Genomic DNA, 13,354 nt, shown 5'->3' on the forward strand with positions numbered 1-13,354 from the left:
TCCATTTTGTAAAACTTTTGAATCAGAAATCAAGAGCATCTTGGATAGTTTTTATAAATAGTATTTTCTTTTGCGTATCTTCTTCTAAATAGCCATAACATAAATAATCCCATTCCGCAGCACGGAATAAAACCGCAATAAGCTGAGAAGAAGAAATTTGTAGTTGAGCAACTTTTTCCAAAACTTTAGATTTTAACGAATGATCAAAATAAGATAAAACAAAAAAACAAGAACCTGGTTTCATTTGGTGAATAAATCGCGTATTGTTTTTTTTATTTTTATTTTTCTCAAATAGATCTAAAAATAAAAAAAACAGCTCCTTTAAACGCAAGGGATCAAAAATTGTACTGAGTTCTTTGGGATAGATAGAATGAAAAAAATATTCTAACAGCAGTCTTTCTTGTTTTTTTAACCGACAACACATTTTCTTTAATTCACTAAAACGCTCATATTGTTTAGTAATCATGCCCCCATTAAAATCTCTAAACTCTCCAACTACTTTTTCCAGTTCTCTTGCTACAAATTGACGCGCTTGAAATAAATCAACTCGATGATCAGATCGTATAAAAGAGCGAGAAGCAATCCTTAAACGAAAAACCGAAGCTTCTTTTGGATATTTTTTTCTTAGCATCCCTACTTGTTTAATCCGATCAGGAATAAAAATAAGAGAAGAGGCTTTAGAGCTAAACAACTGCTGTATGGGTGAATCCAATACTTGACGAACACGCACAAGAATTACTGTAAATAAAAGATCCGCTTCTAGTTGCTCGTCAAAATTAATAATAACCTGAGGAATATCGCGAAAATAACGCAATTGCTTCGATAAAAGAATCACATTACGCATCACCTCTTCTTCATTGCGCGGTATAAATAGAGGGTGCATTAAACTATGAATGCCATTTTCTACTTCATCTATAAGTTTCTCATTAAGCTTTTTTAACTCTTGAGAAGAAATTTCTGATGTGTCTTTTTTTTCTAATTCTAGATAAATTAAATGAACCTGACCTTCTTGAGGGGCATAAGAAAAATAAGATCCTTCGATATAATGAAAATCAGGAAAACAGCTTTTAATCATTCTCATGCAATGAACCTGTTCAAACTGTTCGTCATCGTTTAGAAAATGAATAGCGAGAAATACCCCTAAAACTTTTTTAAAGCCTAAAGGCAGTTGTAACCAAGTTTTGCGCAATTTGACTTTAATCAATCTCTCAACACAATTTTCTATTTGCCTAACTAATGCACGTTTTAATAAATAAAATACCGATATAATGCGAGCCATATGCGTACAATCGCGATATGCTTTAAATTCTTGTCTTGTATTAAATAAAAAATGTTGCATCTGGTGAAAGATATCATAATCAAAATCTTGTGGTCTTTTTTGAATCAGCAGGGAAATTCTTTCTTGAATGAATAAGTTTTTCTGATCAGCAGATAACCCTTTATTTTCTAAAATGCAACTTGCCTGATAGACAGAAGTTGAACCTAAGCGAATTTCATTCTGTAAAAATAAGAGGTTATTATGCATTTTTTTTAACTCACTCTCATTATTGGTGGAAATAATCATTTCGGATAGACAAAAAGGATCAGAACCAGAATAAGAAAAAATAAAATCACAGCTAAAAAAAGAACAAATATGGGGTTTTTTTCCTGGAAGCAACCATCGATCAATCATTTCATAAAAAAACTTTGCAGGATTTCCTATTCTTTTACAGAGCAATGAAATCTTAAAAAAATAAGGACCTTCTCCTTTGAAAGAAGTCTGAATAAGTGGGATTTTCTGTATAAATTCTCTGCATAAATCGCCTTTTGCTTCTTCTATTTCTTCAAAGGAAATATATTCCATTAATGCATCTCGTAATTTACCAAAGTAGAAAAGATCACCATCATCCTTTGTGCTTTGGTTAAGAATCGTAACTATATCAAAAATATTTGATGGGATTTTCAAAAGATTTTGCATAGCACCTCTTTTAAGATAAATAGCTGTGCTTCCATTCATACAAAAAATTTGGTTTTTTTGCACAGCTCAAATCACTAACTGTAGTTCCTATGGAATTTGGATGAAGAAAAGAGAGCACTTGTAGGCTAATTTGATGAGCTGCAGCCAAAGCAATACAGCGAGGATGAATAATTTTATTTTGATTTTTTACTAATTCTAGTGCTTTTTCATACGAAACGTTTTTTAACAGTTCCGCATCGGGATGGATTTTTGGATCCATCGAATAAATCCCCTTAACATCTTTATAGAATTGAACAATTTCAGAGGAAAGTGCAATGGCAAGAGCAACAGCTGTTATATCAGAACCACCTCTACCTAAAGTGGTAATCTCTTTTTTTTTACTAACCCCTTGAAAACCAGCTACAATCACTACCTTCCCTGATTCTAATTCTCTGGATAATCGCTCTTTATTTACATCGATAATCTTTGCATTTCCATGACATGAGGAAGTAATAATACCGGCTTGTTCTCCTGTTAAGCTAATAGCCTCTATCCCTTCTTTGTGAAGAGCCATTGCTAGAAGAGTCATACTAAAGATCTCCCCTGTGGAAGAAAGCATATCTAATTCTCTTGTGTGGGGGCTAGGATCCATTTTCCTGGCCAATTGGAGAAGTTGGTCGGTTACGCCTTGCATTGCACTCACCACAACGCAAACAGAGTAAGAGCTTAGCTTAGCTTTTATGATTTGGCAAATTCTACAAAAAGATCCCAAATCAGCTAAAGCAGCCCCTCCAAATTTTAAAACAATTTTTTTCATAAATAATCTATAAGCTTAAAATTTTAAGAAGATTAATTTTAACTAACATGCAATACTTGACAATCTGATTTTACATCTTACCCCCATCCAGAGAATGAAGGTGAAATTACGATTGATTTTATTACGAATCATTTGATAGTCTTTCTCCTTTCAATAAAACGCAGGAGAAACCCTTAAATGTCTAACAAAGAATTAAACGACTGGAATGTAAGTAACATCATCGATGATGTTGAGTTTCAAGAGGAAGAAGCCAAACAATTCAAAAATTTACTCAATAAAAAAGAGGAAATTGCCGGGAAAGGTTCCGTCGCGTTAATGAATACCGGTCAAATTTTGACGGGTCAAATTGTAGAAATTACAAAAGACTTTGTAATCATAGATGTGGGGTTAAAATCTGAAGGACTTGTTCCAATTAACGAATTCTCTGACAATGAAGAACTCGATGAAAACAGCTTAATTGAAGTATATCTTGACCAGGCAGAAGGAGAAGATGGCCAAATCGTGCTTTCTCGAGAAAAAGCTCGTCGCCAAAGGCAGTGGGAGTATATTGTACATCATTGTAAAGAAGGCTCTATTGTCAAAGGGAAGGTTATTCGCAAGGTAAAAGGCGGCCTCATGGTGGATATTGGTATGGAAGCCTTTCTACCAGGTTCTCAAATTGATAATAAACGCATCAAAAATCTCGATGAGTTTCTTGGGCAAACCTACGACTTTAAAATCTTAAAGATCAATACAGAGCGTAAAAATATTGTTGTATCCCGTCGTGAAATTTTAGAAGAAGAGCGTATCTCACGTAAAGCAGAGCTCTTAGAAAACATTCATGAACGAGAAATCTGCAAGGGTTGCGTGAAAAACATTACCGATTTCGGGGTTTTCTTAGACCTTGATGGGATCGATGGCTTACTGCACATCACAGACATGACCTGGAAGAGAATTAAACACCCGTCCGAGATGGTCTCTTTAGGACAAGAGTTAGAAGTAATCATTCTGCATGTCGATAAAGAAAAGGGCCGCGTTGCTTTAGGAATGAAGCAGAAAGAAACTAATCCTTGGGAAGAAATTGAAAAAAAATATCCTTCAGGCACACGTGTAAAAGGTAAAATTGTTAACCTTGTTCCTTATGGGGCTTTTATTGAAATTGAACCAGGCATTGAAGGGCTCATTCACGTGTCAGAGATGTCTTGGGTAAAAAATGTAACAGACCCTAGCGAAGTTGTGAATAAAGGAGATGAAGTAGAGGCTATTGTTCTCTCTGTTCAAAAAGAAGAAGGGAAGATTTCCCTTGGACTTAAACAAACAGAGAAAAATCCATGGGACGATGTAGAAAAAAAATACCCTTGTGATTGCTGCGTGAATGCAGAAATTCGCAACTTGACCAACTATGGCGCTTTCGTAGAGCTAGAGCCAGGCGTAGATGGGTTAATTCATATTTCTGATTTGAGCTGGATTAAAAAAGTGTCACATCCTTCAGAAGTGCTTAAGAAAGGAGATAGAGTAGACGCTGTGATTTTATCCGTAGACAAAGAAAGTAAAAAAATTACTCTTGGCCTAAAGCAGCTAAGCAGTAATCCTTGGGAGAGCATTGAAAAAACTATGCCTATTGGATCTTTAGTTCAAGGGATTGTCACAAAAATTACAGCTTTTGGGGCTTTTATAGAGCTTCCCAATGGAATTGAAGCTCTGGTACATGTGACAGAACTCTCCGATCAACCATTTGGAAAAGTAGAGGAAGTGGTTAATAAAGGAGAAGAAATTACAGCTAAAGTAATCAAGCTTGACCCTGAACATAAAAAAATTGGCTTATCTATTAAAGAGTACTTAATTGATAAAAATAAATTTAATAGAGATGATATTGTCGTAGGAGGATGTAAAGCACACTCTCATGACAAAAAACGGATAAAAACCTCTTTAGAAGAAGCTCTAGAGAACGCAATCGATGAAGATAAAGAGCACGATAAAAAGCGTAAAAAAATCTCTTCGAAAGAAACTAATAACTCCCCAGAAGAGTAAAAGTATAGTTCAGTACAAATTAAAAATTTTTAATTTGTACTGAACTGATATATTTTATCTTAAACAATAAAAACACTGACTCTGACTAATTATTTAAGTCGTAGTAAACACTAAGAGAAAAAGAGGCAAGATGAACAAAGATCTAGTCGCAATCTTCGAATATCTTGAGAGAGAAAAAGGAATTAAACGAGATGTGGTAATTTCTGCGATCGAAGAATCGCTATATGTGGCTGCTCGCAAAAGTATCCACGGCGGTTTGATTAATGTCTCTGTACAGGTTAATCCTAAAACAGGGGATATTAATGTAACAGCCCAAAAAGAAGTGGTAGAACTCGTTACTATTCCAGAAGAAGAGATCTCTCTTGCGGAAGCACGCGTGCTTCATCCTGATTGTGAATTAGGACAGTGGGTTGACATTTCTGTTATTCCACAAGACTTTGGTAGAATTGCCGCACACACAGCAGGTCAAATCATCTCTCAAAAACTACGTCATGCAGAAAGAGATGTGATTTATGAAGAATACCGTCATCGGATCAATGAAATTGTTTCGGGTACAGTAAAAAAAGTCATTAGAGAAGCAACCTTGATCATTGACTTAGGAAAAGTTGAAGCTATTTTACCTAGCCGATTTTATCCAAAAACAGAAGTCTATAAAGTAGGTGACCGAGTACAAGCCCTTCTATTTGAAGTAAGAGATACAGAAAATGGCGGAGCCGAAGTGGTTTTATCTCGTAGCCACCCTGAATTTGTTGCGCAATTATTTTCACAAGAAGTTCCCGAAATTGCTGATGATATCATTGTTATAGAAAAAATAGTGCGTGCAGCTGGCTACCGTACAAAAATCGCAGTGAGTTCCCAAGATACAAAAGTAGATCCTGTTGGAGCTTGTGTAGGAGTACGTGGGAATCGAGTCAAAAACATCATACGCGAGCTAAACAATGAAAAAATTGATATCATCCCTTTTAGCAGTAACACTACTACTTTGCTTAGCTCCTCACTAGCGCCTATTGAAATTAAAAAAATGATCATTGATGAACAAAGAAATATCATCACTATCGTGATTAATGATGAGGACTACCCTGCAGCTCTGGGCAAAGGTGGAAGAAATGCTCGTTTAAATGGAGAACTATGCGGTTCTGACCTGCAAATACAAAAAATGAGCCATTATAAAGCTACTATGAATCTGGAGCGCGCAGCAATGGCTTCTGCCGATGATCCCACTTTAGATGAGCCGCTTACCATTGAAGAAGTTAGTAGCAGAATGATTATCGAAAGCTTAATTAGTGCTGGATATGATACTCCTCGAAAAGTGTTAAATGCAACACCTGAACAATTGGCGATTATACCGGAAATCAGTTTGGAAATGGCTGACAAAATTTTAGAAAAAATTCGCAAAAAAAGAGGTTAAGAGTTGGCCAAGAATTTAAAAATAACTATAAAAAATGCACAACTTGCGGAAGCTCTTAAGCTCACTCGAGAGAAAAAACCTGCACTCCAAAAAAAAGAAGAGAAAGAACCTTCGGTTGAGTTAGCTCCTACCCCCACTGTAGAAACCATACCTTCCCCTTCTCCAGTAGCGCCTATAGTCCCTGAACAACAAGCTCCAAAAGAAGAGCCTATTCAACAGAAAGCTCCTGCTGCAAAAATAGAACCTACATATTCGACAACTAAGCCAGAATATCGCCATAAACCACAACCATTTAGAGCAAATTTTCCCCCACAGCGCCCTTCTTTTAGGCAAGACACAAGACCTAATACTCCATCTTCTTCTAGGCCTCCATATCCTCCTAGAACTGGACACCCAAGTGCTATAAAAAGACCTCCTTTATCTAAGGATGCACCTATTCCAAAAGCTTCTGATGTGCTCAAAAAAGAGTCTTTTAAACCAATGCCGCGTGAATCGGAAGATAAAAATCAACGTTCTAAGACGGCACATGAAATACGACCTGTAAAAAAAGCACCACAAAAAACATTTGATGCCCGTGATAGAAAAGGCTTACGCGATGATTTAGACGATCAAGGCTGGAGAAGAAGACGCCCTCATCATAAAATGCGTTCTCATAAAAAAGAAGAAGTTGTGATTAGGCCTAAAGAATTAAAGATTCATCTGCCTATTACTATAAAAGATCTTGCTTCAGAAATGAAACTTAAAGCATCTCAACTTGTTGCTAAATTGTTTATGAAAGGGGTCATGCTCACTCTAAACGATTATTTAGATGATGAGACCACTATTCAGCTATTAGGACATGACTTTGATTGTGAAATCACCATTGATACAACGGAAGAAGACCGACTTCGCATTACTGATAAGACGATTAAACAAGAAATTCAAGCCAGCGAAACAGATGAATTGATTATTCGTCCTCCTGTAATTGCCTTCATGGGGCATGTAGATCATGGTAAAACCAGCCTGATTGATGCTATTCGCAAATCTAATATTGCTTCCTCGGAAGCTGGTGATATTACCCAACATATCGGAGCATTTAAATGCCATACAGAATCAGGTGACATCACAATTTTAGATACACCAGGTCATGAGGCTTTTTCCTCTATGCGTGCCAGGGGAGCAGATGTAACAGATATCATCGTTCTTGTTATTGCAGGTGATGAAGGAATAAAAGCCCAAACAGTAGAAGCCATCGACCAAGCTAAGACAGCTGGTGTTCCTATTTTAGTAGCCATCAATAAATGTGATAAACCAAACTTTGATGCAGACAATATTTACCGCCAATTAGCAGATAAGGATTTGCTACCAGAGGCTTGGGGCGGACAGGTCATCACTGTAAATTGTTCGGCCGTGACAAAGCAAGGAATTAAAGAAATGCTTGAAATGCTAGCTCTTCAAGCAGAAGTTCTTGAGCTAAAAGCCAACCCTAAATCTAGAGCCCGAGGAACTGTAATTGAATCAGAAATGCACAAAGGATTGGGCCCAGTTGCCACCGTACTTATACAGAACGGCACCTTAAACCTAGGTGATGCCATCGTGTTTGCTCAACATTACGCAAGGGTTAAAACCATGCATAATGAGCTCAATAAAGAAATTACAACAGCAGGCCCCTCTTCTCCTGTAAAAATTACAGGTCTTTCTGGACTACCAGAAGCTGGCAGTGAATTTATTGTTGTTAAAAATGAAAAAGAAGCGATTGAAATTGCTCAAAAACGCTCTGAAGGTCAACGTCATCATAATATGATGCAACAACCCAAACGAGTTGCCTTAGAAAGCTTTTTAGATAATTCCATACAAAAGAAAGTCCTCAACTTAATTCTACGCGCTGATGTACAGGGCTCTGTTGAAGCATTAAAAAACTCTTTACTAAAAATTCAGTCTAAAAAAATTGAACTAAATATTATCTCCGCAGCTGTTGGAGAGGTTTCTGAATCGGATGTACAACTAGCGCAAAATACAAAAGCGATGATTATCGGTTTTCATAGCCAAGTTGAGAGCCATGCAGAGAATTTAATCAAAACATTAAAAGTAACGGTTAAGCTCTATGATATTATCTATCATGCGGTTGATGAAACCAGAGCTTTAATGCGGAGTATGTTAGATAAAATTCCTCAAGAGAATGATGTAGGCTCAGCAGAAGTAAAAGCGATATTTAAGTCCTCTCATTTAGGTATCATTGCTGGTTGTATGGTAATGGATGGAACTATTAAACGCTCTTCTCAGATGCGCCTGCTACGAGATGGGCAGGTTATTTGGAAAGGAACTATGCAATCTCTTAAAAGAGTAAAAGAAGATGTGCGTGAGGTCTCCAAAGGATATGAATGTGGAATTGTATTACCAAACAATAATGACATTAAAGTAGGTGATACATTCCAAGCTTATGAAATAACTTACCTAGACCAAGAGCTATAATATGGCAAAAAATCGAGTTGCAAGACTAAATTCTTTGTTAAAAGAGGTTATTTCAGAAGTAATTCATAAAGATGTGGATAATCCGCATGTGAATAAGTTTGTTTCTGTAACCCAAGTAGAAATCACCAGTGATCTTCATTATGCTAAAGTACATATCAGCGTAATTGGAGATCAAAAAGCAAAAGAAGAGACCATTAAAGCCCTGCAGTCTGCTGCGGGCTTTATTGCGGTTCATTCTTCTAAAAAAGTGGTTATGCGCTACTTTCCTAATCTTACCTTTAAGCTAGATACCTCTGTGGATAAGCACTCACGCATTGATGCTGTATTAGGAAAGATCCGAGAAGAACAAAAGTCCCGTAAAAATTAATGTCTACCTTTGAAGGCATTTTGCCAATAAATAAACCCATTGGCAAAACCTCTTTTAGCTTGGTATCTAGCTTACGTAAATTAACCAATATCAAAACCATTGGCCATGCAGGCACATTAGATCCCTTTGCTAGTGGTGTAATGATTCTTCTGATCGGCAAGCCCTACACCAAATTAAGCTCCTCTTTTTTAAATCAGGATAAACAATATCTAGCGACTCTTCACCTGGGCATTAGTACAGATACCTATGACTTAGATGGTCAAATCACAGCCCAATCCCCTCTTATCCCCACCGAATCACAACTAGAACAAGCCCTTTTAGAATTCCAAGGAACGATCCAGCAAACCCCTCCTATGTTCTCTGCAAAAAAAGTACAAGGCAAAAAGCTTTACGATTTAGCACGTAAAGGCATCACCATCCCACGAGCTCCCATTACTATTACCACCAAAATAGAGCTTATTTCCTACATCTACCCTTACATACAGCTAAAAGTAGATTGTTCCAAAGGCACCTACATCCGCTCTTTAGCACACGATATAGGAACCCTTCTTGGATCAGGAGCGCATCTATCTCAGCTTAATAGAACAAAAAGCGGCAGCTTTCAGCTCATCCATTGCTGCGATGGGCAGCGTTTATTTGAAACGGACTATAATTGGTCTGGTTATTTACAAAGAAATAGCTTATAAAGCTTAATCCCAATCACCTTCATCGCTAGATTCACTCTCTGAACTACTATTACCATGTACAGCATCATATATCTCTTGGAGCTTTTGTTCTGGGGTTTTTTCCTCATTGAATGCTTTAAGAAGTATTTCTCCAGGGTTTTTTGCTATTTGACTGCTGCTTTCTTCTGTATTAGCTTCTTTCCTTTTAACTTCCTCTGATTTTTTTTCATTACGCCTTTGTAATTTTTCAATATGCTTATCTATACTTTTTGATTTTTCAGAACAATGACTTCGTACTTTATCGGAAAGACCTTTACGTTCAGATAAAACCTGCAATAAAGATTTTACCCATTGCATATTTTTTAAAAGAGAGTCTAAGCGGCTTGCTTTTTCACAGATGTCTTCCATATCTGAATATTCAGTAGTTTGATTTTCCTCTTGCTCTGCTATATCAAAGTTCTTTTCGAAACCATCGATCTTATCTTTAAAGTATTTTTTCCAATCCTTAAAGCGGTCTGATTCACTAATAGCTAGAGCCCTTTCATAAGTGGATTTAAGTTCTTTGAGCAATAAATTTGAAGAGTACTTTTCAGGATCTCCTCTAATAAGTTCTTTTGTTTGCATAAAATTAAAAGAATTTCTTATTGAAAATAACAACGCATCTCTAGGATCTCCTGAAGGGCCAGGCTTCTTTAAATCTGTATGCATAGAGCTTGTTTTTTGGCTTTCTTTTTTTTGTACTGGTGGCAATGGTATTGTTAATGACATTAATGGTGCTGATGGCGGTGGTGGTGGTGGAATATTTGCTTGGTTTATAACATTAGACATAGGAGACATTGGTAGTGGTAAATTACCTGTATCAGTAGGTTCATCTAACAAACTCCCTAAACCTGGCATAGGTGGAGGTGGTGGTGGCATAACATTTGTTTGGTTTGTAGCATTAGACACAGGAGATATTGGTGGTGGTAAAGTAGCTATGTTAGGGTTGAGCTCATCTAATAAACTTGGTGAATGCTGTGCAAAAACACTCTGCGTTTTAACTGCTTCTGAAGCTAGCTCTTTTATCTGTAAAGGAACTATTCTTCTATTTACTAAATAAGCAAAAGTCATAACTCCTACAGATCCAATAGCAGGAAGTAATACCGACCAAATGCAGGACACAAGTAATCCAACACCTCCTGCTAACCCTAAAGTAGAAGTATAAAAATGAGGACTGAGTTTTCGAATAATAGGGAGTTGTCTACTGCTTGCTTGTTGAGCTGATGGTACAAAAGATTCCTGATTATTCGATTGTTGAGATAATAATACAGAATGGTTTTGATTATTTAATAATTGAGGTGCATTATTAAAGTTAAGTACCAATTGATTATTAGATAAATCGAAAGTTCCTTGTACTATAATCTGTGTCATATAAGCCTTTAATTAAAAAATTAAATTTTTTAAAATTAATTAATAATTTTATATTAGAGAATCTCCTAATCGCTCAAGATGTACAAAATAAACTTACTCGTTTTAGGAGATCTTAAAATGAAGATAAGTAATATATAGCGCTATTCTGTAGCTTGATTAGAATTTTCAGAATCAGGTTGAATTTGTTTAATAAAATCTGTTATTTCCTTTGCTTTGTGCGGTTTGTCTAGCTGTACATATAAATGTTCTATGATGCTTAAAGTTGAGGCCACTGATAATTCTTCTATTTTCTTTTGATCTCCTTTGAGCTCAATAGTCATTTTACCTTCACTTTTTTCTTGTTTTAGCTCATCACCTGATACTTTTGCATACTTCTCTATGCCATCTAAAAGATATTTTTCAATGGGCTTGCAGGGGGCCTTAAGATGCCAGATTTTTTTAGCTGTGTTTATTTCTTTAGGCATTTCTCCTATTTTTTTTGTTAAACAGGAAAGGCAAACTGTTAATAAACTGTTTTTTCCTTCTAGAGAATAACTATCAATTTTATTTTTAAAGGTGTTTACTATATCACTCTCATTTTCATTTAATTGCTCTATTTTTCTGTTTTTTAACATAATAGCAGCTGTAGTGGCTGCTATTACTCCGGTGCATATTACTGCTGGTATCAACGCTGAAGCAAATACAGAAGCAACCAAGGCAGAAACAGCTAAAAATCTTATCGCACCTGTTTTAGAAGGAAGTCGTGACTCTTCTATGTTTTTTACATCAAAAAGGGAACAGGCAGTATTCAGCATTACACTACTCATAAGAATTTCCTGGGATTAATTTAAAAGCATTATTTTAGGAATATAAAATGTCTAATTTGCAATATTTTATGTATTTACATTGCGTAACTTATATACAACTCAAAAAGTTAGCACTCAGAAATAGATAGCATATAGTCCTTACTTTGTAATGATTCGCGACTTCTTTTATTGGAAGATTATTTTAGCTTTGATTACTTAACTTATCTACTGTGAAGTGTTGCTTTGGTTGGGCTTCATGGGCTTTTAATTTAGCAATGTATTCTTCGGCATGTTTAGCTTTAAGCTCATGATGGTCTTTTAAACTTTTCTTTGTCCATTTCCCCTCTTCTTCGCTTATTTGGCTGTGCAAATTTTTTACAAATGCCATAACTGAAGAAGGGGTAGCATTTTTTAGAGCCCCTCTTAGAGCTTCTAAATTTTCAATCCCTAATATTGAGTCTCCTTCATTATCTAAATTTGGAAACTTCTTTTGTATTTCTTTAGAGTAGTGTTCAATTTTTTGATCTAAATATTTTTTAGTGTCATTTTTTGATCCTTTTCTATCTAAATACAGAGGCATATCTTGTTTTTTATCTGACAAGAAGGAATAAGACAGATTCAAGAGGTAATGCAATTGATTTATATTAAGCTTTTGTCCAGCTGCCCAAACATCAAAGGAGATTTCTTTTATATCTGTAGGATTTTTTTCTTGAGCATTCTCTTCTTTTATTGACCCCATAGGTGTTTCTCTTCTTGATCGAATGGACCCTTCTCTTGACATTCTTCTAGATCCATTATCACCTTCCTCGCTAGTTCGTGATGCTGTTGATTCAGACCTTGTTGAGCGTTGACCAAAAACTTCTTTAGTAGCTGCAGCTGAGCCTTGCAGATCTTTTGCATCTAATTGGATAGCTCTATTTTTCAATACACAAGCGCCGGCTGCTATAGCTGCAAAACCTAATGCGGGTAACAATACCGAAGCCACTGCAGAGCAAACCAATCCAATAATAGCTAAAAATCTTGTTGTCTCTATAATAGCTACATTACGAAAAGTATTACTTAAAACAACAACAACTCTGGATTTTAAACCTTTATTATCAGAACCCAGAGATAGAGCACTATTAAGATCAAGTAAGGTTTCTATGGAATTCTCTTTTTCTGATTGCGTGGTTTTAAGATTTCCATTTTCAAAACCCCTATAAGATTCTGTATATACAGGAGTAGTGATCACAGGTGCTGCAAAAGCCATAAACGCTCCTAATAAAATGAAATATGGTAAAAAGAATGGAAGTTTACTATTTTAATAAAAAATTAAATTTTATGTTTATTATTACGACTTTTATGAATTAATAATACTTTGATGTAATTAGCGGTTAATATTAATTATACATTTGATCATAATAAAATCAATTTTAATCTCTAATTATTTTTAATTAGAAGCCCTTTCTCTTGTCAATAGAGAAAAAATGCTCTATTATCCTCTTTCTATTTCAAGCCAGGTATAA

The 13,354-nt window shown here is 35.8% G+C and carries 10 protein-coding genes; 5 read left to right on the forward strand and 5 right to left on the reverse strand.

Annotated features, from left to right (window positions below; all coding sequences use genetic code 11):
- Positions 1-22: 22 nt before the first annotated feature.
- Together RHTP_RS02805 and RHTP_RS02810 are read right to left on the reverse strand one after the other, a co-directional pair.
- Positions 23-1,957, reverse strand: a complete 1,935-nt coding sequence (locus RHTP_RS02805) for a hypothetical protein (protein WP_138106612.1) — start codon at positions 1,955-1,957, stop codon at positions 23-25.
- A gap of 10 nt (positions 1,958-1,967) precedes the next feature.
- A complete protein-coding gene (locus RHTP_RS02810; RefSeq protein ID WP_138106613.1) occupies positions 1,968-2,753 on the reverse strand; it encodes an aspartate kinase in 786 nt (261 codons plus the stop codon).
- Between the two features lie 177 nt (positions 2,754-2,930).
- Here RHTP_RS02810 and rpsA point away from each other — a divergent pair, with 177 nt between their 5' ends.
- From rpsA to truB, 5 genes are all read left to right on the forward strand, one after another.
- The gene (gene rpsA, locus RHTP_RS02815) at positions 2,931-4,763 is read left to right on the forward strand and encodes a 30S ribosomal protein S1 (protein WP_138106614.1); all 1,833 of its coding nucleotides are present in this window, start codon (positions 2,931-2,933) and stop codon (positions 4,761-4,763) included.
- A 130-nt stretch (positions 4,764-4,893) separates the two neighbouring features.
- Positions 4,894-6,171, forward strand: coding sequence for a transcription termination factor NusA (gene nusA / locus RHTP_RS02820; RefSeq protein WP_138106615.1), 1,278 nt, complete (start codon positions 4,894-4,896; stop codon positions 6,169-6,171).
- A gap of 3 nt (positions 6,172-6,174) precedes the next feature.
- Positions 6,175-8,622 carry a translation initiation factor IF-2 gene (gene infB / locus RHTP_RS02825; protein ID WP_138106616.1) on the forward strand — a complete coding sequence of 816 codons (2,448 nt, stop codon included), beginning with the start codon at positions 6,175-6,177 and terminating at the stop codon, positions 8,620-8,622.
- A 1-nt stretch (position 8,623) separates the two neighbouring features.
- Positions 8,624-8,989, forward strand: a complete 366-nt coding sequence (gene rbfA / locus RHTP_RS02830; RefSeq protein ID WP_138106617.1) for a 30S ribosome-binding factor RbfA — start codon at positions 8,624-8,626, stop codon at positions 8,987-8,989.
- Complete coding sequence (truB, locus tag RHTP_RS02835; protein ID WP_138106618.1) at positions 8,989-9,675, forward strand: tRNA pseudouridine(55) synthase TruB; 687 nt, start codon at positions 8,989-8,991, stop codon at positions 9,673-9,675. Before rbfA ends, truB begins: the two co-directional genes overlap by 1 nt.
- A gap of 3 nt (positions 9,676-9,678) precedes the next feature.
- Here truB and RHTP_RS02840 read toward each other — a convergent pair whose 3' ends face one another.
- The 3 genes from RHTP_RS02840 to RHTP_RS02850 form a co-directional block, all read right to left on the reverse strand.
- Positions 9,679-11,064, reverse strand: coding sequence for a BAR domain-containing protein (locus tag RHTP_RS02840; RefSeq protein ID WP_138106619.1), 1,386 nt, complete (start codon positions 11,062-11,064; stop codon positions 9,679-9,681).
- Positions 11,065-11,204: 140 nt separating this feature from the next.
- Positions 11,205-11,870, reverse strand: a complete 666-nt coding sequence (locus RHTP_RS02845; RefSeq protein WP_138106620.1) for a hypothetical protein — start codon at positions 11,868-11,870, stop codon at positions 11,205-11,207.
- Positions 11,871-12,051: 181 nt separating this feature from the next.
- The gene (locus RHTP_RS02850; RefSeq protein ID WP_138106621.1) at positions 12,052-13,098 is read right to left on the reverse strand and encodes a hypothetical protein; all 1,047 of its coding nucleotides are present in this window, start codon (positions 13,096-13,098) and stop codon (positions 12,052-12,054) included.
- Positions 13,099-13,354 lie beyond the last annotated feature (256 nt).

This window comes from Candidatus Rhabdochlamydia sp. T3358 (genome assembly GCF_901000775.1).
Lineage (GTDB): Bacteria > Chlamydiota > Chlamydiia > Chlamydiales > Rhabdochlamydiaceae > Rhabdochlamydia.